Genomic DNA, 23,700 nt, shown 5'->3' with positions numbered 1-23,700 from the left:
GGGCATGACGACGGCGGTGCACGGGCGGGGAGAGAAGGAGAAGCAGCCGGACAGCGCGTCGCGCGCGGCGGCGTTCTGGCGGTACTGGGGTGCGTCCACGGTGAGCGGGATCGGCGACGCCGTGACGGGGGTGGCCCTGCCGTTGCTCGCTGTACTGGTGCTGCACGCCTCGGCGTTCGAGGCCAGCCTGATCACGGCCGCCTCCTTCGCTGCCTGGCTCCTGGTCGGCCTCCCGGCCGGAGTCCTCGTGCATCGCCTGCCGTTGCGCGGGACGCAGGTGGCGATGGATCTGGTCCGGGCCGCTGCGGTGGCCTCGGTGCCGGTGGCCGCCGCGCTCGGCGTCCTGGGCCTGGCTCAGCTGATCGTCGTGGCCCTGGTGGTCGGGTTGGCCTCCGTAGTCTTCGACGTCGGCAACTCGACCTTCCTGCCCTCCATCGTCAGCAAGGAGGAGCTCACCGCCCGGAACAGCCTCACCTCGGGGACCAGGGCGGCGACCCAACTCGGTGGCCCGTCCCTCGGCGGCGTGCTGGTCCAACTGCTCGGCGCGGCGACGTCGATCGTGGTCGACGCGGTGAGCTACCTCGTCTCGGCCGCACTCATGGGCAGCCTGCCGCAGGTTGCGCACCCCGCCCAGGAGGGCCCGCGCCGCGGCATGGGCGAGATGATCCGCGAGGGCTGGCGGTACGTCACCCGCCACCCCGTCATCGGCCCCTGTACGGCGGACGCGACCGCCGTCAACTTCGTCATCGGCGGCATGATGGCGCTCACCCCGGTCTTCCTGGTCCGCACCCTCGACGCGCCGCCCGCCCTGGTCGGGATACTCATCGCGGCCGAGGGCGTCGGCACCCTGGTCGGTGCGGCGCTGACGCCCCGGATCGTCGCACGCCTGGGCAGCGGCCGGGCACTGCGCTGGGCCGCGGTGGTCTCCCCGTGCTTCGCGGCCCTGATGCCGCTGGCCGGTCACTCCATGGCACTCGGCCTGTTCGCCCTCGGGTACGCCGGTTTCGCCGCGGCCGTGGTGGTGACGAGCATCGTCACCCGCACCTACCGGCAGACCGCCACACCCCCGGAACTGCTCCCGCGCGTGATGGCGACGGTCCGCTTCATCTCCTGGGGCGCGGTCCCCTTCGGCGCGCTGGCCGCGGGAGGTGTCGCCGCCCTGTGGGGAACCCGCGCCTCCTTCGCACTCATGGCCGTACTCTCCACGGTCAGCCCGGCGATCCTCCTCGCGAGCCCGATCCGCCGGATGCGCGAGCTCGAGTGAACGGGTGCCGCGGGTGCGAGCCGAGGGAGAGCGCTACAGCCTGTATGGCCACCCGTTGCGCTCCGACATTCCCTCACCTTTCCGCAGACCGGCATGCCGTTGGCCGGGTCCCACATGATCTTGCGCAAAGGGCTCATAGTTCGAGGCTTCCCGCGGTTACCGTCCTTACGGCGGTGCCTTTTCGAGGCGGGAGCGGGATGGATCCGATCACCCTGGCAGCAGGAAGCGCCCTTGTGAGCGCGATGGCAACGGACGGCTGACAGCAGGCCCGGGCCGCGGTGGTGGAGTGGTGGCGGAGCCGACGTCCGGACCGGGCCGGCGACGTCGGATCCGACCTGGAGGCACATGGAGGGGAATGCCCACGGCCAGTCCCGCGTGTACATGGCCGGACGGGACCTCCACCAGACCAGAACTTCCTCGCCTGCACCCAGTACGCCACGGCGCACGCACGGCACTCGGACGTCGTCCGCTTCGCCGTCGCCATGAACATCTTCCTTCGCCTGAAAGGCCCTTGGCATCAGGGCATCTCCCTGCTCAGGACCGGCATCGAGGCCGCACGCCTCCTCGGCGACCGTCTGGGAGAGGCCAACGCCCTGCGGGGTCTGGGCTGGATGCGGCGCGTGACGGGGGACTATCCCGCGGCGATCGACCAGGCGGAGCAGTCGCTGGTCCTCTACCGGTCCCTCGGGGAACGCCTCGGCGAAGCCAACACGTTGCGTGATCTGGGCCGGGTCCGGCGCATGACGGGGAACTCTGCGGGACCTGGGACGGGTGCGGCGCCCGACCGGTGACCATCAGGCGGCGGTCGACCTGACCGAGCAGGCGCTGACCCTGTTCCGATCGCTGGGCGACCGCCTCGGTGAAGCCGAGGTCTCCGGGCCGCAGGAGACAAGGCAACTCAGCGTCGACGCCGGCCCGGCGACAGGGCGCTGAGCATTGCGCACACGGTCGCCCCGAGCAGCAACCCGCCCAATGGCATCCCACCAGGACGATGCGTCATCGCCCCGTAGACGAGGGAGCCGAGCGCCCCGGCAACGAAGAAGAGAGCGAAGCCTCGAAGCGCGGACCACCATCTCGGGTGGGCCATGTCTGTAGTCACGGGAGGCATTATCCACACGCGGCAGCAGGCGACCAGGTCTCGCCGGTATCGCTGTGCGGTGGCGTGACGCCGGTACCGCGGCGTAGCGTCGCCCTGAGGAGAGCTCTCCCTATCCCTCTGGGGCTGCATGGCCGAAGGCCCAGGGCGCTGAGGAGTGGATCCTGCATGAACCTCGCATCGCATGTGGTGAACAGCGCCCGGTCTCACCCGGACCGCGCCGCGCTGCGGCTCGGGGACGACTTCGTCACGTACAGGACGCTCGACCAGCGAAGCGCCCGTATGGCCGAACTGCTGCGTGAGCGCGGCGTGAGACCGGGAGACCGAGTCGGGATCATGCTGCCGGACGTCCCGGAGTTCGCGGTCGCCTACTTCGGAGTGCTCCGGGCCGGAGGCATCGTCGTTCCCATGAATCCTCTGCTGAAGTCCCGGGAGGTCGCCTACTACCTCGGCGACTCACAGGCCCGGCTGTTGTTCGCCTGGCACGAATTCGCCGACGAGGCGCGGGCCGGCGCCCAGCAGACCGGTGCCGAGGCGGTCATCGTCGACGCCGGCGGATTCGACGAGCTCCCTGCACCCGGACCGTCCGCCGACGACGTGGCCGACCGGCACGAGGACGACACCGCCGTGGTGCTCTACACCTCGGGAACCACAGGTGAGCCGAAGGGCGCCGAACTGACCCACGCCAACCTCACCCGCAACTGCGACCTCGTGGCCAACGAGCTGCTCCAGCTCACTCCAGACGATGTGATCTTCGGTGGGCTGCCGCTGTTCCACGCCTTCGGACAGACCTGCGCCCTCAACGCCACCATCGCCTCCGGCGCATGCGTCACGTTGCTGCCGCGTTTCGACGCCGAAAAGACACTGGCGATGCTCGCCGGTCACGGCGTGACCGTCTTCGCCGGAGTGCCGACGATCTTCAGCAGGCTGCTGGGGCAGCCCGACCACAACGCCTACGACGTGTCCCGGCTGCGGCTGTCCCTGTCCGGCGGCGCGGCGATGCCGGTCCAGGTGCTGCACGAATTCCAGGACGCGTTCCACTGCGTCGTGCTCGAAGGATACGGACTGTCGGAGACGTCGCCCGTCACCTCGTTCAACACCCTGCAGGCCGGACCACGGCCCGGTTCGGTCGGCACCCCGATCCGGGGCGTCGAGATGCGGGTGGTCGACGACGGGAAGGACGTGCCGCAGGGGGAAGTCGGCGAGATCGCGATCCGCGGGCACAACGTGATGAAGGGGTACTGGCAGCGCCCCGGGGAGACCGCCGCCGCCATCCGGGACGGCTGGTTCCACACGGGGGACCTCGGCCGGGTCGACAAGGACGGATACTTCTGGATCGTCGGACGGTCGAAGGACATGATCATCCGCGGTGGAAACAACGTGTACCCCCGCGAAATCGAAAATGTGCTGTACGAGCATCCGGCGGTCGCCGAGGCCGCGGTCATCGGCCTGCCCGACCCCGACCTCGGTGAGGAGGTCGGGGCGGCGGTCGTTCTCAAGCCGGGCACCCGAACAAGCGCCGAGGAGCTGCGCGAATACGTCAAGAGCCGGGTCGCCGCCTACATGTATCCGCGCAAGGTGTGGATCGCGGACGCGCTGCCCAAGGGACCCACGGGAAAGATCCTCAAGCGGGAGATCGTGCCACCGGCAGAGCCGGGGAGCCAGTGAGGGGGTTCGCAGTTCCGAGCTGCGCTTCCCGATGGCGTGTGGTCCCCTGAAAGAAGCTCATGGCTTGCCCACGCCTTTTCTGCGGAATCCGCCATCGCAGTCGAAGGGAAACCGACATGAGCACGCAGGGTGTAGCGGTCGGGATGCTGCCGCCGACGTTCGAACCGGACTACATCAACAACGCGGTGATGCCCGACGAGACCGGGTGACGCGGTCGGTGAGACGGGCTCACAGACATGGCAGGGGCCATTCCCGAGACCGAGAAGCTGCTGTCCGTGGTCGCGGCGAACATGAGGTCGCGCCTGTCCGACATCGGCTGCGGCATCCGGGAACATCTGATGTCCGAAATCGGGCCGCTCAGGGGCGACGGCAGCGTCGTCGGGCTCCTGCAGGCCAGCATGACAGCGAATGTCGCGACACTGCTGGACGTCTTCGAGTACGACCTGCCGCTGGACACCGTCGAAGCACCTGCGGCGGCCCACGAATACGCCAGGAGACTGGCCCAGCGCGATACTCCCGTCCATGCGCTGATCAGGGCCTACAGAATCGGGCACCGGCTGTTCCTGCAGGCGTGTTTCGAGGAACTTCATCGCCAGTGCGGCGACGAGGAGACCTCCGCCGCGACCACCTCGCGCATGCTGGCGCTGAGCTTCGACTACATCGACCGGATCACCGAGCAGGTCGTCGAGGTCCACCAACGGGAACGGGACCTCTGGCTGCCGTACGAGTGCGCCGGGCGGACGACAGCACGCGTGCGCGACATACTCGCCGAGCGGGAAGTCGACCTCGATCAGGCCGAGTCGGCCCTCGGCTACCGGCTGCGCCAGCACCACCTGGGGCTGGTGGCCTGGCTGCCCGCGTCCGCACACGACAGTGCCGAAGTGGCCCGCCTCGACCGGTTCACCAGCGACCTCGCGCGGAAGCTCCACTGCCCCGCCAGGCCGCTGTTCGTCCCGCAGGGCGGAACTGCGGCCTGGGCCTGGCTGCCGTTGGGCTCACGCGGCTGCGTTTCCTGGACACGGCTGTCGAGTGCGGTCGAGGACGCCGATCCTTCCGTGCGGGTCGGCGCCGGGAGCGTGGAGCCGGGCATCGAGGGATTCCGCCGTACGCACCGTCAGGCCCTGCGCATACAGGAGCTTGCCGCGATGGCCGACTGCCGCTGCACGACCTATGCTCGGGTCGCTCCGATCGCCATGATGAGTGCGGACATCGACGACCTGCGCATGTGGGTGTGGAGCGTACTCGGGCCGTTGGCCGACGACGACGAGCCTTCCGCACGGTTGCGGGAGACGTTGCGGGTCTTCCTCGATACTGGCTGCAGTTACACCGCCGCCGCAAGCAGGCAGATTCTGCACAGGAACACGGTGCAGTACCGCATCCGCAAGGCCGAGGAGACCATGGGACACACGGTCCAGGAACGGCGCACCGATCTGGACGTCGCGTTGCTCGCCGTCGAGCACTTGGGCTCGGTGCTGCTCAGGAAGAACCCCCAGCCCGAATAACTCATTCGTCATGACTGCGCCGCGTCCCGCGCGGTGGCATCGTCGAGTTGGGGTCCGCCGGACATGGGGCATACGTCAGCGGCCCTGCCAGTGGGGTGGGCGTTTCTGCGCGAAGGCGAGGGCGCCTTCCCTCGCGTCCAGGGAGGCGAGCACGGGTTCGACGAACTGGTCCTGCTCGCGCAGGGCGTCCTGGTCGCGGAAGGCTGTCCGCTCGTTGACCACGCGTTTGACGGCGGCGATGGCCAGCGGGGCGTTGTGCGCGACGCGGTTGGCGAGCTCGATGGCCTGGGTGAGTGCCGCGCCCGGCTCGGTGAGGTGGTTGACGAGGCCGAGCTGCTCCGCGCGCGGGGCGGGCAGCGGGTCGCCGGTGAGCAGGAGTTCCAGGGCGATGTTGCGGGGGATGCGCTCGGGCAGGCGCACCATGCCGCCTTCGGGGGGCACGATGCCGTAGTGGACCTCGGTCTGGCCGAAGATGGCGTCCCGGGCGGCGACGATCATGTCGCAGGCGAGGGCCATCTCGGTGCCGCCGCCCAGCGCGTAGCCCTCGACGGCGGCGATGAGCGGGGTCTTGATGTCGATGCGGGTGATGCCCGCGAAGCCCCGTCCTTCTACGACAGGGGTGTCTCCTCGCGCGAAGGCCTTGAGGTCCATGCCGGCGCTGAAGACGCCGCCGGCTCCGGTGAGGATGCCGACCAGAAGTTCGTCGCGTGACTCGAGTTCGTCGATGGCGGCGGCCAGCGCCCGCGCGGTGGCGCCGTCGATGGCGTTGCGGGCCACCGGCCGGTCGATGGTGATCACGAAGACGCCGCCTCGCTGCTCGGTGCGCACCGCGGGGGTGCCCGAAACCTCGGTCATGATGCCGGTTCCCTTCTTCCTTCCCCGTGCCCCCCGTGTCGTTCCCTTCCGACCCGCGCCCTCAGCCGACCACCTCCGAACCACGCAGCTCGGCGACAGCGGCGTCGTCGTAGCCGAGGTCGTGGAGCACCGCGTCGGTGTGTTCGCCCAGGTCGGGGGCGGGGCGCGGCGGGACCTTCCGCTCCTGGTCCAGTCGTACGGGACTGTCGACGGTCAGGCGCGGTTCGGGGCTGCCGTCCTCGATGGGGACGAGGATGCGGTTGGCCGTGAGCTGGGGATCGCGGGCGAACTCCTCGATCGTCTGGGCGACTCCGTAGGTGAGGCCGGCGGCGTCGAGCAGCTCGCGCCATTCGGCGAGGGTCCGGGTCGCGAAGTTCTTGTCGAGCAGGGCGGCGATCTCGGCCGAGTGGGCGCGGCGGCTCGGGGTGTCGGCGTAGTCCGGGTTCTGCGCCGCCTCGGGGTGACCGATGGCCTGGAGGAACAGGGGAACCTGTTTGTCCTCATTGGCGAAGGCCAGCAGCAGCCAGCGGTCGTCCGCCGTGCGGTAGGCGCTGGCGAGCGCGTTCGGCGGGTCGGTCCGGTCGACGGGCCGGGGGGCCTTGCCGCCGACGAGCGCGGCCTGGAGCCACATGCCGGCCGCCCAGGCGCCCTCGGCGATCAGCGACGCCGTGACACGGGCGCCCTCGCCGGTCTTCTCCCGCCGGTACAGCGCGGTCATGATGCCGGCGTACAGGGAGACGGCCGTCGGGTGGTCGCCCGATCCGAACACCGGCATCGCGGGTGCCCCGTCGCGCTGGCGCGTGTAGTCCATCAGGCCGCTGCGCGCCCAGTACGCGGTCACGTCGAAGCCGGGCAGGTGGGCGTCCGGGCCCTCCTCGCCGAAGCCGGTGACGTCGGCGTAGACGAGCCGGGGGTTGAGGGGGGCCAGGTCGTCGTAGTCCAGGCCCAGCTTGGCCCGGGTGCGGGGCGGGAAGTTGGTGACCAGCACGTCGGCCCACTTCACCAACCGCTCCAGTACGGGTCTGGCGCCGGGCGACTTGAGGTTGAGGGCGATGCTGCGCTTGTTGCGGTTGTCCAGCTGCCAGGGGTAGTTGACCCCGTCGACGCGGGGGTTGGGAGGGACGCGGCTGAGCGCGCGATAGGCGTCGCCGGTGTGGGGTGGTTCCACCTTGACGACATCGGCGCCGAAGTCGCCGAGCATCGTGGCCGCGGCGGGACCGGCGATGAAGCTGGCGATATCCACGACGTGGAGTCCCTCCAGCAGAGGTGTGTCCGCCATGACGGATCCTTTCTCGGCACGGCTCGCGCGCGACGCCGCCGGCCACCCCCGGCGGGCCGGAGCGCCGGTGCGACGGCCGGGCGAGTCAGTGGGCCGGCGCCGGCGCCGCGGGTGCGAAGGCGTTGTATCCGGTGATGTCACGGCCGACGATCAGCGCTTGAACCGTGTCGGTGCCCTCGTAGGTGTCGATGGCCTCGATGTCGCACAGGTGCCGGGCCACGTGGTAGTCGAGGATGATCCCGTTGCCGCCGAGCATGTCGCGGGCGTCGGAGAGGATGGCCCGAGCCCGTTCGGTGTAGTGCATCTTGGCCAGGGCCACCCGCGGCATCGAGTACTTGCCCTCGTCCATCAGCTGAGCGAGCCGGAACTGCATGCACACCATGTCGGTGATGTCCGCCAGCATCCGTGCCAGCCGGTACTGGATGAGCTGGAAGGCGGCCAGCGGCATACCGAACTGCTTGCGCTCCTTGGCGTACGCCAGGGCGGTCTCGTAGCCCGCGACGGCCGCGCCGATCGACTCCCAGGCCACGCAGTACCGCGAGGCCAGCAGGACCTCCTCGGTGTCCCGGAAGGTCTTGCCGCCGGCCAGCTTGTTCTCGGCCGGAACCCGGACGTCCTTCATGGAGATCTGGGCGTTCTGCACGCAGCGCAGCGCCGTCTTGCCCCCGATGGCCTGGGCGTCGAACCCGGGCGTGCCCTTCTCGACGATGTAACCGCCCACGTGCCCGTCGTCCCCGCGGGCCCAGATGATGACGTGGTCGGCGAAGGTGGCGTTGCCGATCCACCGCTTGTACCCGTTCAGCACGTAGGAGTCACCGTCCCGGCGGGCTTCCGTCTGGAGCTTGACCACGTCGGTGCCGTGCGCGGGCTCGGTCAGGCCGAAGGCGCCGATCTTCTCCATCCGCGCCATCGGGGGCAGGAGCCGCTGCTTCTGTTCCTCCGAGCCCAGCAGGGCGATGGAGGTCATGGCCAGGGCCGAGTGGACCCCCATGAACGTGGACATGCTCAGGTCGCCGCGGGCCAGCTCCAGGATCACGATCCCGGCCGTCACATTGCTCATCCCCGGGCAGCCGTAGCCCGGAATCTGGAAGCCCGCGATACCCAGCTCCGCCAGCTTGGGCACCAGCTCGTGCGGGAACTCGGCACGCTCCCAGTACGGGTTGATCACCGGAATGACCTCCCGGTCCATGAAGTCCCGCACCTCGTGCCGGAGCCGCTGCTGCTCGTCCGTGAGGAGATCCCCCAGCAGGTAGTAGTCGGAGTGCTCGGGACCGCCCAGCACCGGCGGCTGCACCACCTGCCCGTTCCCGTTCGGGCCCACAGCGCCCAGGACGCCCTCGCCGATGCCTTCCGCCATGCCGTGTGTCGCGTTCATGTGCTGCGTTCCTTCCGGGCTGCGGAGATCGGATCGCGTCTGATCGCGCGTCCCTGAAGACGACGCTAGGAGTCGACCGCACGACGGGCATTAGGCCCAGAGCACCAACTTCGGGTGAAAATTGATACTCATGGCCTGTTTGCCCTGGTATGTGCAGACGCCGAGTCCGGTGGGAACCGCGCGGGTAGAAGCGTGGTCTCATCGTCACTCTGTGAGTGCACTCCAAGGTCATGGCGCATAGCGCTCCTCATGGCCCGGAGCATGTCCCAGATCTCCGCCTGGGCCTGGGCCGCAGTGGTCGGTGTCTCCCCGGGCGCGTGCTCTCCGCGTTCGAGGCGCTTGACCTGGCCGTAGACCTTGTTCAGGGCTTGATTGACCGCACTGGCACGGGCGAGTACCTCGCCGGGGGCGATCATCTGTGCTTCGGAGTACCGATCGCGATGGATCCTCTTTGCTTCATCGAGTGCGCTCTTGTCGGCTTCCTCGATGCTGCGTTCCCTCATGACATGCAGATGGTGGTTGAGCGCTGTGGTGAACTGACGGGCGTCCCGGTTGAGTTCCACGTAGCAGGTGCGTCGGAGGAGCAGGTTCTCGCGAGCCTCGTCGTGGTCGCGGATCAGCTCTATCTCCCGACGTTTTGCCCGTTCGGCGGCTCGTTGGGTGAGAAACGATCCACCCAGCGTGCCGGCCACACCTGCCACAGCGACGATCACTGAGCCGAGATCCACAGACCCCCCTTGAAGCCGTTTGTGATCATCCCACGATCGATGATCCCCGGCCGGATTCAAATGGGTTGGGCCGGCCGGCCTCCGTTGGTACCGTCTGGGCAGCCGTGAGACAACGCGAGGAGGTGAGCCCCATGAAGGCTGTATCCGTGTGGGTGCTCCCCCTTTTCGGCACGGTGGGCGATTGACGCAGGTGTCGCCGGGAGCGCCTCGGACAAGGCACTCCTGAGAGGCAACATCTGTGAACTTTGTGCATTCCCGCAGTGGCACGCCGTGGAGGACGACCGGACGGTCGGCCGCGGCGACGCGTCGCGACGACCCGACGGGCGGCTCTTCATCAGCATCGACGCGTGGCACGGCGCGGCCTTCGACCGCACCGCAGACGCGACGGGCTCGGATCGGTGCGGCCCCGGCAGGCGTGACGATCGTGCCCTTTGGTGAGGCGGAGGAGGGCCCGCTGCGTGCCCTGGACCGCATCATCCGCCCAGCGGGGACCACCGTCCTCGACCCGTCGAAGTACGCGGTGGCGCGGCACTTCGACGAGTACGCGGGACTGGTCCGGGTGTCGCCGCTGACCCGGCAGCCACGGATCGGGCTGATCGCCGTCCGGCCCGAGGTGAACGAGTCCTACCAAATACACCGTCACAGAACGAGAAGTGAGAGAACGTGACAAAAGCAGCAGGGGGCGTAGAAGTCGAAGGCACTGTCATCGAGTGCCTGCGCAATGCCACCTTCAAGGTGGAGCTCCAGAACGGGCACACGGTGCTCGCCCACATCAGCGGGAAGATCCGGAAGAACTACATCAAGATCCTCCCGTACGACCGGGTGCTCGTGGAACTCAGCCCCTACGACCTCACCCGCGGCCGGATCCGCTACCGGTACAGGGCGTAGCGGTAGGAGCCGGCGGCTGGTGGATCTTTAGGCTTGAAAGTCCCTATCTGGATCCGATTGTCAACCCGTAGGAATGCCTTCGAGGCCTAACCGACCGTCCGCGATCAAAAGGAGCCACGACCGATGACTCACCTTCGCACCACTGGTATGGCCCTCGTCGGCGCCGCAGCGATGTTCGCCCTGACCGCCGCGCCCGCCCACGCCGCCCCCGGTGACGTCACCACTTCCTGCGCGAGTGTTCTCACCCCGACTGGCTACGTCGACGTCAGCTGGGGCTACAGCATCAGCTGCGGCACGCAGAGCTTCAGCCCGAACATCAAGCAGATAAAGCAGCTCACCGGACTGCCCGTCGGCACCGTGGTCCAGGCCTGCGCCTCCACTTACCAGCCTGCGGGCTGGGTCCAGACCAACTCGTACTACAGCAGCAGCTGCGTCTACTCGTCGACCCCCAGCTTCAACAACAATGCATGGCAGCTGAAGCGGGTCTCCTGATCCAGGGCCACCATTTCAGCCTGGCACGTGGCCTGCCATGGACTCAGCGGCCGCGGAGCTCGGACGACAGGTGCTTGAGCTGCAGCACGGGCCGTTGAAGTGACGGGTCGACGGAGGAGTAGAGGCTGAGCCGGAAGGCCCAGGCCCCGCCCTCCGTCGCGGGCTGCTCGCGCTCGCTCCACTCGACGAGTGCCTGCGTGAGAGTCGGGACCGTTGCCGAGCCGTACGTTCCCACGGTCGACTGGACGACCGGCAGCAGCGCCGACACCGGCTGGTCGGACGGGACGAGGGTGTACTCGTACCGCGCGCCGATCGCGATCGTCCGGCCGGCCGGGTCGCCGTCGAAGACGGTGTCGAACATCGGCGCGAGCGGATTGTGGTCGGGCGGACCCCAGGGGCCGATGGTGATGGCGCCGGTGAGGTCGATGAACGGTACGACCGGCTCGGAGTAGCCGACCTCCGGCGTCCGGTAGACGAAGGACGGCACGGTGTCCGGCCAGCCCTCGCCGAGCAGTTGCGCGTTGCGGGTGACCTGGGCGCTGGCCGACGCGCTCTGGTAGGCCGCGATGTGGACGCGCGGGAAGGTGAGTTCGAAGGTGAGCAGCGTGAACGCCTCGACCGCCTGGAGGGGGAACGCGTAGCACCGGCAGTGGTCGGCGTCGGCGCACCCGCACACCTCCGGATCGACGGGCGTGAGCTCGTGGCGCTCACCGGCCGCCGTGACGCACACGATTTTCTCCGGCCAGCCCGCCTCGCCTGGGCCGGACTCCACCGTGCGGGTCAGCCGCAGCGTCGCGTACCAGCCGTTCTCGGCGTCGAGACCGAGTGCGTACCGGTTGATGTGCGGGACTGGTCCACCCGCCGTGGCTGAGCTCACCCGCATAGGCGCGGGACCGTCTGTCCAGTGCGCGGTCCAGGCCTGCGCGACGGCGGCGGCGAGCGTCCGGTACGTGCCCAGCGCGTTCGTCATGGCGGTGCGTTTGTCGGGGTCGGCGCCTTCCCAGTCGGTCAGCCCGGCGAGCAGGCCGAGCAGCGGAGCGGAGACCGCGGTGTACTGCGCCAGGGCACCGAACAGGTCGTCGTCCGGTGCGCCGGCGGGCGTGCGGCTCAACTGGTTGTAGATGACCCGGAGTTCGACGGTGTCCTGCTCGGCCGACTGGTGCTGCACCGAGAACCGGTACTGCCAGTACAGTGCGTCGCCGAGCCCGGCGGCGGAGGTGGGGACGTCGGCGTGCTGGTCGAGCAGGATCGGCATCGGCGGGTACGCGCGCAGCGGGATCGGCACCCGCGGCGCGCCGAGGTCGAAGTTCAGGGCGGGCACCGAGCCGGAGGCGAGCGGTGTGACGAAGGTGAGCCAGTCGGACCGGTCGTAGCCTTCGATCTCCCGCTCGATCCCGAACTCCAGCTCGACGCCGGAGAAGTCCAGGGTGAGGTCGAGCGCGGCGTGCGCGGCCACGTCGGGGACGGTGACCAGGAAGCTGATCTGCGAGTCGCCGTCGGCGAGCGGGACCTTGCCGTTCGACACCGTCGCGGTGCGCAGATGGGCCGGGACGTTCTCGTAGCCGACGACCGGGTTGCCGGACAGCCGCGCGTACTGGTCGGCCCACGGGGAGGCCGCGCTGGTGTCGTACTGGATCACAGCCGAGGTCGCGTAGCCGCGGGTCAGCGACACGAGCAGTTCCTGGCGCAGCTGTTCGACAGCCGCCGCGCGCTTGGGATCGGATCCGGCGTCCGGCGCCTCCCCGGCGAGGACGTAGTCCAGGCCCGCCGCGACAGCCCCGGCGAGTGTCTTCTTGATGCCGATGATGTCGTCGAGCACGTTCCGGCCCAGCTCGTACTCACCCTGGACGTACGCGGCCGACAGCAGCAGCTCCACGTCCGCGAGGAACCCCTGCGCCCAGAGCTCGAGGTCGATGCCCTGGTAATCGCGGGTCTGCCCCTCGGTCAGCAGACCTGTCCGGACGTCGAACCCGGGGGTGTACACGTGCTGGCGTGCGATGAGCGTGGTGGTGAGCGGACGGATCGCAAAGGTGCGCGGCTGCAGGGTGCCGGCGACCTCGAGCGGGGGCTGGATGCTGACGCTCTCGATGCCGCCAGTGCCGAAGACGACTGCCCAGACGTCGGTGTCGGACGTCCGGCCCGGCGCCGTCGCCAGCCGCAGGACCGGCACCGCGCGCTGGAGCTGCTCGGCGAACGCCGCCAGGGTGAGCGCATCGTTCTGGGCGGGGTCGGTGCTGCGGCCGGCGGGGACGGCGGTCGCCTCGCGCGTCGCGGTCGCGGCGAGTGCCGGGTCGACCAGCGTGGGCTCGCGGAAGAGGTCCAGCGCCACGGTGACCGGGAAGACGGGCTCGGGGAACGACCACTGGACGCCGTCCGGCGTCGACGTGCCGAGCCGGGCGGTGAGGCGGGCGGTGGCCGGTGGGACGATCACGCGCGTGCCGGGTCGCAGGAATCCGGTGTCGGCGTTCGCCGCGACGATGGCCTCGATGCCGGTCGTCACACCGCGACGACGGAACCTCGCGACCACGGCGGTCAGCGTGTCGCGGGCCGCGGTGGTCTCGGTGGGCGCGCTGCCGTCCGCGCCCTGATGCCCGCGCAGCACCTGCCCCGGCAGCAGCAGGCCCGGTGTTCCGGCGTTCGCGGCGAGCAGCGCGACCGCGGAGACGCCGAACGGCCGGGCGGCCTCCTGTGGTGTCACTCCGACCGCTGCGGACTGCGCGGGGAGCACGCCGGGCGGGCAGACCAGCAGCGCTCCGGTCGCGAGCACGTCGGTCCGCGCACCGATTGCCGCGGCGAGTGCGGCGAGGCCGACCGGCGGGCTGAACAGCGCGCAGACCTCGGCGAACGAGGCGGGCGCCGCCGTCGTCACCGACTCGCTGCCGACCGTGATGGTGACGCCGGACGCGATGGTTCCGGGCATCCCGGCGTTGACCTCGACCAGGCCGGCACCGGGGAAGTGCGCGGCGATGCCGTCGAGCGAGTCGTCCTCGCGCACGGTGTACGGCACCCGCAGAGCGTCGGGGTCCGAAGGCCACGCCCACATTCCGGGCACGACCGGGGGAGAGCCGGCCGAGACGGCGACCGAGCCGTTGTGCCGCAGCAGTTCGCCCGGTGTGGTGGCGTGGACGGCGGCGAAGTGCCCGAGCGTGTCGCCCGCCGGCACGGGCGTCGGCGTCGTGGTGAGGAACACCGAGGTGCCCGGGGTGAAGAGGTCGACCGTCGTGGTGTTCAGCGGCGCGAGCCGGCCGGGTGTGAGGCCTGCCCGGTTGTCGCGCAGGGTGTCGCCGCTCTCGACCAGGTAGCCGGTGACCAAGAGGGACGCGCCCACACGGAACATGCCCGGCTTGTCCGCGTTCAGCGACACCACCTGCGCGGCGTCGAACGGGACACCGAGGTTCCGGAACGCCGACTCGACGCCCGCCAGCGTCGCTTCGCTGGCCGGCCGGTCGAACGAGACCTGGACCTTGACACCGTTGCAGTCGAAGACGAACCCCGGGGTGAGCAGCCCCGGGCGGTCCTGATTGGCCGTCACGAGCGTTCTGAGGGTGCAGCGCAGCGTCGCCGCGAGTTCGTCCGCCGGCGGCGAGTCGGGCGGCACCACCGCCTCGCGCGGCGGGGTGACGAGCTCGGCGGACGGGTTGAGCGGCAGCACGGTGTTGTCCTCGTCGAGCAGCACCTGTGCCGGATCGAGCGAAGGGTCGACCGTGGCGCACAACCCGGCGATCGTGTCCTGGTTGCGGAACGCCGCGCTCACCGGTACCGCGAGTTCATCGGCGTCGAGCACGGCGCCGATGGCCGCGCCCGCGTTCGCCGTGCCCAGCTCGTCGAAGCCGACGCCGTAGGTGGTGCAGAGACCGTCGAGGGTCGCGGCGTCGGCGGCGGGTGCCGAAGCGGTCTTTGCGAGCGAGTCGAGCAGCGCGTGGGCACCGATGACGTACCGGGTCAGCACGGCCACGTCGACGAGGAGCCGGGTGGGCTCCGATCCGGGCTTCTGCTGGAGCGAGGTGAGCAGCGCGGCCCGGACGTCGGGCTGGATGACCTGGTAGTAGACCGGCACCAGGCGGTCCCGGTCGCGCATCGCCGCGTCGGCGGCGGCGCTGCCGGGGTCGGCCGCGCCCGGCTGGTAGGCGACGGCCTGGAGGTCGACGTCGACGGCGAGGTCCGCCAGCACGCCGGACGGCTCGACGGTGTAGCGGAGGGTGGTCGACGGCCACGCGCCGACGCCGATGACCGGGTCGGTGTAGCGGACGGGCACGGGGGTCTGGTCCGGACTGCCCGACCGGTTGCCGAACACGTCCTCGAACCACACCGAGACCTGGCTTTTCGCGCCTGCCGTGATGCCGGCGTACGGGTTGCCCTCGGGGGGCGGTGCCGTGGGCACGGCCGGGCCGTGCTCCACGGCGAACCGGCTGATGTCGACGATCCGGGTCAAGTCCCAGACCTCCTCGGCAGCCTCGCTCGCCACCAGGTACCCGAGTTCGTCGGTGCCGTCCGCCGGCTTCGGTGACACCGCCCGGCCCTCGCCGCTGCCACGGAAGCCCGTTTTCGGGTCCAGTTGGAAACCGAGCAGCCCGTACAGACGGCGCAGTCGGCCCTGCGGGGTGTCGTCGGCCTGCGGGTTGGCGAACCGCGCGGTGAACCCGACCTGCCCGGGGTCGACCGAGGCGGCGGGCCGCAGCTCGGGCGGGTTCACCGCGCGCGCGGCGAGTGCGACCGACGTCGGCTCCACCCCGTCCCCGACCACCGCGACGTTGGTGAATGCGAACAGGTGCCGGTCCGGTTGGGCACCGCACTGCGACGAGAGCTGGACCAGCAGTGACAGCTGGGCAAGCCCGTCCTGGTCGAAGATCGAGTCGGGCACTTCGCCGCGGTACTGCATCCAGTAGCCGCCACCGCCGACGACGCTGCACTCCCACAGCAGTGTCAGGAACCGCTCGCAGTCGGCGAGGGCCGCGAAGTGCTGCCCCGCGGTGGTGCTTTCGGCCGTGGGACCGCTGCGCGTTTCGGTGGACAGGTTCGTCTGGACGATGAAGGTCCGGTCGGCGACGAGTGGTGTCGAGGTCAGACCCGGGCCGAGGCCGGGTGACGGCGGCAGCTGCCAGAGCAGGGTGAGCAGCAGGCGCTCGCCGGGCGGCGCCGGCGGGAAGGCGCCGGTCGCCGGCTTCTCGGGGATGCTCCGCAGGTACTCCAGAAGCTGCGCGATCCGCTGCCGGTCGGCGGTGTCAGCGCCGAGCACCTCGACCGTCCCCGGGAGGCCCGGAACGCGGCGGACGGCGAACGAGACCAGCGTCGCCCACGCGTAGGAGCCGAGCTCCGTGTAGCGGGCGTCCGCGCCGGTCTGCGGTGTCGTCTGCTCCAGAAGGAACTCCGAGGTGCTGCGGTCCGACCCGGCGCGCGCGATCAGGTCGTTCGGCAGCGGCCACAGCGAGGGTGGGCCGGAGGGCTCGGTGGGTAGCTGGACGGCGGTGGTCGTCTGCCACGGGATCACATGCGTGACGGCGTGGCGCGCGCCGATCTCGTGCGAAAGCGGCAGGGCCGCGAGAGGGCTCTCGACGACGGGCACCAGCCCGGTCGCCGGGTACTTTTCCCGCAGGTCGGCGGCGCTGATCGAAATCACCGCCTTGTCGGCCTCGGTGGCGTCGAGCCGGATCACGCCCTCGTGTACGGCCGAGTCGGCGAAGGTCAGCCAGTCGGCGGGCACAGCCTTGTCGACGGTGATGGTCACGACCGGGTCCTTTGACCCTGCCGGGGGCGGCGGGCCGGTGACCTGCTGGCCGATCAGCTCGTAGCCACCGGTCATCGGCCCGACGGCGTGGTACTCGCCGTCGACCCGGACCGGCGCGGGCAGACGCAACCCGCCCAGCGCGAACCGCGCGACCTGGCCGCTCACTGTGGACATGGCCGGGCCGTCGTGCATCGCGGCGATGAGCTCGTCCACGGCCATCACGGGCACGTCGGGCACGGTGAGCCGCTGCTTGGGCTGGGCGGCCAGCACGCCCGTGTCGAAGGCCATCCGCTCGGCGAGGTCCGCGAGGCCGAGCCCGTACCGCTGGGCCAGCGTCAGCAGGGTGAGACCGGCGGTCGTCGTGCCGACCGCGCCCGGCACCTCGACGGTGGCCAGTGGGACGAGCGCGTCCGCGGCGGCGGCGTAGCCGTCGAACCGATCCGTGGGGAGCAGGAGCCGGTCCTGGAGCGAGCGGAGCGTGTCGCCCGGCAGGACCACGGCCGCGGCGTCGGCCGGAAGATGGACGCCCTCCGGGTCCACCGGCTCGTTCGCCGTGCGCACCGCCTCCAGCCAGTCGGCGAACGGCGTGCCGGGCACGACGTTCTGGATCAGCGCGGCGTACGCGGCGACATCGAGGACGGTGTCGCCCGGCAGGGTGGTCCAGGTGATGGTGGTGGTGCTCTGGTAGGCGTCGGGCACCTTGAGGGTCGGGGGCAGCGGCTGCGCCGGGTTGCCGTTGAGCCGGTCGATCGCCTGCTGGTACCAGTCGGCGAGCGGCACCTCGCCCGGCTGCGTCAGCCCCAGCCGGACGTAGAAGACCGCCGCGGTGTCGTCGACGGACAGCCCGGCGTGCACGAACCCGGTCAGCGGCACGGTCGCGCCGGCGCGCAGAAGCGGGGTGGCGTCGCGCAGGTGGTCGAGCAGCGCGGCCGGGTCGGCCTGGTAGGCGTGGGCCAGTTGACCGAGTGACTGGCCCGCACCGAGCTGCACCGGCAGCGTGCCCAGGGTGACCGAGGTGTCCGCGACGACGGGCCAGTTGGGGTTCGCGACGGCGATCGACTGCGCCGTGACGCCCAGCGTGACCGTGAGCGTGTCGCCGGCCTGCGCGGCGGTCAGCCGGTCCGGCAGGCCGGGGTTCAGCGCCAGCAGCTCGGCCGCCGAGACGCCGAGGGACGAGGCGAGCTGGTCCGCGGTGTCCCGGGCGGCGACCTCGTACCGCGTGGTGACCGCCCCGAAGTTCGCCGCGATGGAGTGGAGCGAGTCCTTCTCCGTCACCTCGTGAGGGAACGCGGTCAGCAGGTTCACGGCGGCCTGCGCGGTGGCGCGGGCGACCATGCGCAGGTAGTCGCGCAGCACGAAGGTCGCCATCGATGCGCTGGGCTCGTCCGCCACGGCGAGGGAGGAGGCGCGGTCGCCCGGCGGGACCGGGTCGAGCTCGGCGAAGTACGCGACCGCCTCGGCCTCGTACGTCGCGTCGATCTGCTGGTAGGTCGCGAAGTCGCGGTCCCGGTCGGCCGGGTCGGGCAGGCCGGTCGAGGTCCACTTCAGTACCGGGACCATCGGGAACGGCGTCCCGGAGACGTCGTCGGCCGTGTCACCCGTCGGCGTGCCGCTGATCCGGAGGTGGATGTTGTTGGTGAGGAAGCCCTGGATGTTGGTCCAGGTGAAGCCGTCGTTCTCGGCCTCGACCAGGGCCAACTGCTCGACCAGCTCCATCAGTTCGTCGAGCGTGACCGTCGGCGAGGATACGCCGAGCGCGTCGAGGGACCAGCGCAGCAGGCCGTCGGCGAGCCGGTTGAACGACGTGTCGGCGGCTGTGTCCGCGCGCGGGTTGCGCGACACGTCGGGCCGCTCGGTGTGGGCGATGGTGACCGCGTCGACCGGGACGGCGTTGTCGGCGAGCAGCATGACGACGAGGCGGTAGTCGGGCTCGTCGTTCGACGGCGGCGTCCGGCCGTCCCAGTCGACCGGGACGTTCGCGATGGTGTAGGCGGGGACGAGCGTGAGGTCCGCGGTCCGCGGCCGGCCGTCGGGGAAGACGTGCGCGTCCGGGTCGAAGTGCAGCCGGTACGGCGGCTGTTCCGCTGTAGCGAACGAGGCGCGTGCTCTGCGGGCCGTGAGGCTGCGGTGCGCGGCGCCAGGGGCGAGCCGCCACGGCGGCGTGCTGTCGGAGCCGATCGTGAACGAGGTCTCCAGCGTCAGAGAGAACGAGAACGAGACGGTGACGAAAAGGATCTTCACGCTGGCGCTGGCCCGCACCGAGAGCTTCAGCGCCACGACGGTCGCCCGGTACGCGGCCAGCTCGACGGTCGCCATCGCGGAGATCTGCAGGTTGAGGTCGAGCCGGACGACCTTGAAGTCGACCGTCGCGTACAGCTGGCCGACGATGCCGACCGTGCCCCGGCACGCGTAGTAGAGCTCGGTGCTCCTGCCGTCCTCTTCGGGGTGGAACCACGCCAGCACGCCCTCGAAGATCACCACGAGGTTGACGTACATGCTGGCCTGGAGCGGGCCGCGCTGGAAGGTGCGTCCGACGCCGATGGACAGGCCGACACCGAGTTCGAGGACCGGGCTGAACGTCCCGTTGGTGATGCGCGGAACCCGGCTGGAGGTGGCGCCGTTCAGCACGCCGAAGTAGATGCCGCCCCGGCCGTTGAAGACGCCGGCCTCGATCGCGAACGAGTTGGTGAAGTCGCGACCCGTCGGGAATCCGAGGTCGATCCGGAAGTTGCCGTTGGTGAAGATGTCCACGGTGATCACGCCGAGCGTCACGGACACCGCGCCGAACTGCAACTGCCGGTAGGCGTCGGGGATCTGCAGCCGGGCGTGGAAGACTCCGATGTCGTCGGTGACCTTCTTGTACAGCAGCTCGAAGCTCAGCCCGGCGAGCGAGCCCGCCCGCGGACCGCTCAGCGCCAGCAGGATGCCGTACAGGTCCGGGTCGTGCATCACCAGCTTGACCGCGACCGTGTCCATCAACGTCGCGTCGATGCCGAACAGCCACTGGCTGGACGCGTCGAACACCATCGTCGCCGGGTTGATCGGCGGCTTGCCGGCTGCGGGATTGACCGGTCGCATCGCCGCGACCATCGCGTCGACCACGGCGGAGATACTGGTGTACTGGGTGAGGTTCTTCGGCGAGACGTGCTGGCCCAGGCCCAGGTAGCGCAGCGAGAACAACTTCTGCCCCAGGCCAGCAGGTTGGGGCGGTGCCTGGGTGACCGGATCCCATGTCAGCGGCTTGGCGGCGCTGTCCCCGAGCAGTTGGGCGTCGAGCGCGATGTTCACCGCAGGGGTGCCGGTCGAGCGGTCGTAACTCAGGCCGACGGACTGGATCTTGACGAATCCCAGGTCCAGCTTCAGGTCGTGCTTGACGGCGACCCTCTGCTTGGTCGGGTCGATGGTCAGCTCCAGACCGGTGAGGTTGATGCTGTTGAGGAAGTCCCAGGGCGGGTCGAGCCGGAACGTCGCGTTCGGGTTGGCCAGCGACACGAGGGAGGTGACCAGCTCGCCGAGTGTGCCGGTGAGGCGGAGGGTGAGGATCCGGTGTCGGTCGGTCCCCTCGCCGATCCAGGATGTCGCCGCGCTCAAGGAGAGTTCACCGTAGGCGACTTGGAAGGTGTAGTCCTTGCCCGCGTCGGTGATGGACACCGAGGCGGTGATCTCCAGCTTGTTGAGCGTGAAGGATCCGGACAGGCTTCCGGTCAGCACCGTCAGCGGGTCCACCAGCGGGGTGCCGCGAAGGGCGATCGCCAGGCGCTCGTCAGCGGGCGTGGTGCGCAGGCTGCGCTCGATGTCGGCAGTCAGCAGCAGCCGCAAGGTCATGCCGAGCAGCGTCTCGCCGACCGTCACCCGAAGGGTGCCGGAGGCGGTGTACGGGTTACCGGGTGCGGTGCTGAACCGGACGCCGAGGTCGGCGAGTTCGATCGCCATCTCGTTCACCCACGGGGCCGGCTTCTGGCCCAGCAGGCCGTAGACCAGACGCGGGAGATCGACGGCGCCGGCCATCATCGCGCTGAAGATCCAGGCGCCGTCGCCCGGGTACTCCGCCTGGGCCAGCAGTTGGATCGGCGCAGCGTCCGGAACCGCGATCTCGCCCTTGCCGACCATCAGACCGGAGACGCTGTTCTGCGACACCTGGACCTGCATCTGCAAGCCGATCAGGGCGAGGGTGACGTTGCCGGCCTCGATGGACCAGTTGCCGCTGACGGCCAGCGCGGCCGAGTACTCCTTGCGCAGCAGCGAGGCGTAGACGTTCAGTGAATCGCAGGTCAGACCGGCGCCCACGGGCGGTCCGTCACCGCCGAAGAAGGCGCGGAACACCTGAGAGATCGGGATGTCGAACGGCTCCTTGGTGGTGGCCGTGAACGCCAGCTCGGGCAGCGTCAGTTGGACGGCCACAACGATGTCGTCCAGGTCGGATCGCGTCAGGCCGCCACGTTCCGCCGCTACAAGGTACGGCCCCGCTGCGCCCAGCGAGGAGCGGTTCTTCTCGCCGAACCGCATCGTTCCGAAGACCGCGCCGGTGACCAGCGTCCGGCCGGACGGATCGAAGCTGAACACCCAGCTGGTGCCCACCTGATCGATGGTCAGGAAGGGCACCGGCGGGTCCCAGGGCTCCTTCGACTCGATGCGGACCGTGGTGTACGACAGGCCGGGTCCGGGGTTGCCGGAAGACGGCACGAGGCCGAAGCCGAGTCCCTTCAGGCCGAACACGTCGATCGGCGCGATGCCACTGGGCAGCGTGAAGTCCGTGCTCTCTGCGCCGGTCATCGCGATCAGCGCCTGGATTCCCTGTTCCAGCCCGAGCGGGGTGGCGAAATCGATGGACAGCGGCCAGACGTAGTCTCCGAAGACCAGCGGGCCGCTGATGGTGACGATCTCTTCCGGCTTGGTCGGCAAGGTGACGTCGGCGAACATCAGGACTGCCGAGCGGCGCGCCCCCGCGGCGGGCAGTGGGCAGGGGTCCGGGTAGTCCGTGGTCAGCAGCAGACCGACCGCGGAGACCTCCAACTGGGCGAGTTTGAGGCGCACGCCCGGTGCGACGGCACGCAGTTCGAGGACCGGTGGCGCGTCGGCCAGGAACGTCACGGAACCGTCGACGTAGAGCCGGTCGCCCAGGAGGTCGACGTACCCGGCGAGGATGTCGCTGCCGGGCACCGAGACACTGCCGCGCATCAGCAGGGTGCCGGACAGCTGCGGTCGCGTGCCGGTCGGTACGTTCGTGGCTGTGACTGCGGGCTGCTCCAGGACGAGCGGGTCGAGCACGCCGGCCCCGAGGGTGAGTCCGCCGGTGGTGCCCTTGGCGGGGCGGCGGCTGCCCGGCAGTTCGCCGAACGCACCCTCGAACGTCCACGTCGTGGTCGCCGTCGTGCTGCCGAGCTCGAGCCTCAGGGCCGCCACGTCGGTCCCGGACTGCGGAGTCCCGGTGAGCCGCATGGTCCACGGAGTGTTGAGATACTCCGTGGTGGCCGTCAGCCAGACACTGTCGGGCCCCATGGACACCTGGCCGTCACGGACCTCGAGCTGGTCGATGCCGAGTGAACTCAGCAGATCGGCGAGCCCGGCGGGTGCGTCGCCGCGGAGCCGGCCGGACGATGCAGCGTTTCGAAACGCCTCGTAGATGCCGTCGAGTGACATGTGGCCTGCCTAGGGTTCCGGAGCCTGGACGACGTCCTCATCCGGCGCGTGCGTCCTCAACGTCCCGCACGGGCGGAATTCCACCATCTCCTCCGGCCGCAGGCCCGGAGCACCCGAGAGCCGGTACACGATATGGCCGACAAGGAAATCGGTGCCCACCGCCGGGGCCGCCGCACCGCGCTTTCTCTTCTTCTGTTTCACATTCAGCTTCTGGATGGTGGTATTCACCGCTCGACTGATGTCCAAGGTGTCCCACTGGACCATGGTCTTTTTCTGGAAGAAGACGAAGGCCACGTAGGTGTGCAGCGTGGCAGGGTCAGTCGTCCCGACGAACACATCGATCACCTCCTTCACGGGGTGATTGTCGGTGTTCCATGGGCCGGCGCTCGCCCCCACGTTCTTCGGCTTCATCACCTTGGTGGCGAAGTCCTCGACGATCGTCCAGGTGAAGTCTGCCCTCTGCTTACCCTGGGCGAAATAGTTCTCGACCGCCGTGCGCAGCGCGCCGTGGTGCGGGATCTCGAGCGCCAGGACCTGGGGCGTCAACTGTTTCCCGACCAGTTTCGTGTTGATCGCGTGCATCGTCTGGAATGTTGCGTCGCCAGGAAGTACGACTGTGTTGACCCCGTTGTCCACGACCACTACTGCGGACGACCCGTTCTTCACGATGTCGTCTGTCACGTCGGGGACGTTCAGGTTCGAGATTAGGAGGCGAAATTCTACGTCACCGTGCACGGCGAAATGTGTGGGCGCGGTGCTCCCGCCAGGATAGTTGCTCTGTTCCGGCGCATCGAATTTGACTCCAGACACAGGGTAATCGACGGCTGTGAGAAATTCGGTCACCGTATCCTGGTTGCCTTGGATCCAAGAGAGTCCACCGATATGCACGCTATCCACTTTGGCGTTGATTGTCTTCAGTTCTTTGCCCAATGCGCCGAGCAGGCCGTTGTGGTCGTCGTCCTGGTGCGAGATGACGACCAGATCAAGCTTCTTGGGTGTTGTCGTCCTCTTCGCGACCTTGTCCTTGATGAGGTTGATGGCATCCTTCCCGTAGGTGGGGCTGCCGCCACAGTCGATCAGCGCGAGGTAGTCGGCCGCATGCTTCTCGACACCGTCGTCGTAGATCTCGACGAGGGTGGTCATGCCCTGACCGCACCACAGCAGTTTCACCAGTGTCAGACTCGGCAC

At 69.5% G+C, this 23,700-nt stretch carries 12 protein-coding genes and 1 pseudogene; 7 read left to right on the top strand and 6 right to left on the bottom strand.

Going from position 1 to position 23,700, the window contains the following annotated elements:
- Positions 1–4 precede the first annotated feature (4 nt).
- The 4 genes from ACWD3E_RS08285 to ACWD3E_RS08270 all read left to right on the top strand — a co-directional run bounded on the left by ACWD3E_RS08285 (position 5) and on the right by ACWD3E_RS08270 (position 5,530).
- On the top strand, positions 5–1,264 hold the full coding sequence (locus ACWD3E_RS08285; RefSeq protein ID WP_451386736.1) for an MFS transporter: 1,260 nt from the start codon (positions 5–7) through the stop codon (positions 1,262–1,264).
- Between the two features lie 482 nt (positions 1,265–1,746).
- The gene (locus ACWD3E_RS08280; RefSeq protein WP_451386735.1) at positions 1,747–2,055 is read left to right on the top strand and encodes a tetratricopeptide repeat protein; all 309 of its coding nucleotides are present in this window, start codon (positions 1,747–1,749) and stop codon (positions 2,053–2,055) included.
- A gap of 473 nt (positions 2,056–2,528) precedes the next feature.
- Positions 2,529–4,028 (top strand): long-chain-fatty-acid--CoA ligase, encoded by a 1,500-nt coding sequence (locus tag ACWD3E_RS08275; protein WP_451386734.1) that lies wholly within the window; start codon positions 2,529–2,531, stop codon positions 4,026–4,028.
- 236 nt (positions 4,029–4,264) lie between these two features.
- Positions 4,265–5,530, top strand: coding sequence for a PucR family transcriptional regulator (locus tag ACWD3E_RS08270; RefSeq protein WP_451386733.1), 1,266 nt, complete (start codon positions 4,265–4,267; stop codon positions 5,528–5,530).
- Positions 5,531–5,605: 75 nt separating this feature from the next.
- Here the strand turns inward: ACWD3E_RS08270 and ACWD3E_RS08265 are convergent, their stop codons facing one another.
- The 4 genes from ACWD3E_RS08265 to ACWD3E_RS08250 form a co-directional block, all read right to left on the bottom strand.
- The gene (locus ACWD3E_RS08265) at positions 5,606–6,385 is read right to left on the bottom strand and encodes a crotonase/enoyl-CoA hydratase family protein (protein ID WP_451386732.1); all 780 of its coding nucleotides are present in this window, start codon (positions 6,383–6,385) and stop codon (positions 5,606–5,608) included.
- Between the two features lie 61 nt (positions 6,386–6,446).
- Complete coding sequence (locus ACWD3E_RS08260; RefSeq protein ID WP_451386731.1) at positions 6,447–7,664, bottom strand: CaiB/BaiF CoA transferase family protein; 1,218 nt, start codon at positions 7,662–7,664, stop codon at positions 6,447–6,449.
- An 85-nt stretch (positions 7,665–7,749) separates the two neighbouring features.
- On the bottom strand, positions 7,750–9,039 hold the full coding sequence (locus ACWD3E_RS08255) for an acyl-CoA dehydrogenase family protein (protein ID WP_451386730.1): 1,290 nt from the start codon (positions 9,037–9,039) through the stop codon (positions 7,750–7,752).
- A gap of 128 nt (positions 9,040–9,167) precedes the next feature.
- Positions 9,168–9,767: a hypothetical protein gene (locus ACWD3E_RS08250; protein ID WP_451386729.1), complete on the bottom strand. Its 600-nt coding sequence runs from the start codon at positions 9,765–9,767 to the stop codon at positions 9,168–9,170.
- Between the two features lie 222 nt (positions 9,768–9,989).
- Between ACWD3E_RS08250 and ACWD3E_RS08245 the strand changes: the two are divergent.
- The 3 genes and pseudogenes from ACWD3E_RS08245 to ACWD3E_RS08235 all read left to right on the top strand — a co-directional run.
- Positions 9,990–10,374 (top strand): annotated as a pseudogene (locus tag ACWD3E_RS08245) (GNAT family N-acetyltransferase); the annotation flags it as partial.
- A 56-nt stretch (positions 10,375–10,430) separates the two neighbouring features.
- Positions 10,431–10,655, top strand: a complete 225-nt coding sequence (gene infA / locus ACWD3E_RS08240) for a translation initiation factor IF-1 (RefSeq protein WP_362922832.1) — start codon at positions 10,431–10,433, stop codon at positions 10,653–10,655.
- Between the two features lie 123 nt (positions 10,656–10,778).
- Entirely contained in the window at positions 10,779–11,147 is a 369-nt protein-coding gene (locus ACWD3E_RS08235; RefSeq protein WP_451386728.1) for a hypothetical protein, read from the top strand.
- A 43-nt stretch (positions 11,148–11,190) separates the two neighbouring features.
- Here ACWD3E_RS08235 and ACWD3E_RS08230 read toward each other — a convergent pair whose 3' ends face one another.
- Together ACWD3E_RS08230 and ACWD3E_RS08225 are read right to left on the bottom strand one after the other, a co-directional pair.
- A complete protein-coding gene (locus ACWD3E_RS08230) occupies positions 11,191–22,512 on the bottom strand; it encodes a LysM peptidoglycan-binding domain-containing protein (RefSeq protein WP_451386727.1) in 11,322 nt (3,773 codons plus the stop codon).
- Between the two features lie 9 nt (positions 22,513–22,521).
- Positions 22,522–23,700, bottom strand: coding sequence for an MBL fold metallo-hydrolase (locus ACWD3E_RS08225; RefSeq protein ID WP_451386726.1), 1,179 nt, complete (start codon positions 23,698–23,700; stop codon positions 22,522–22,524).

The organism is Streptomyces sp. NPDC002676, assembly GCF_053592455.1.
Note: the sequence above shows the minus strand (reverse complement) of the source record. Positions and strands in the feature narration are given on the sequence as shown.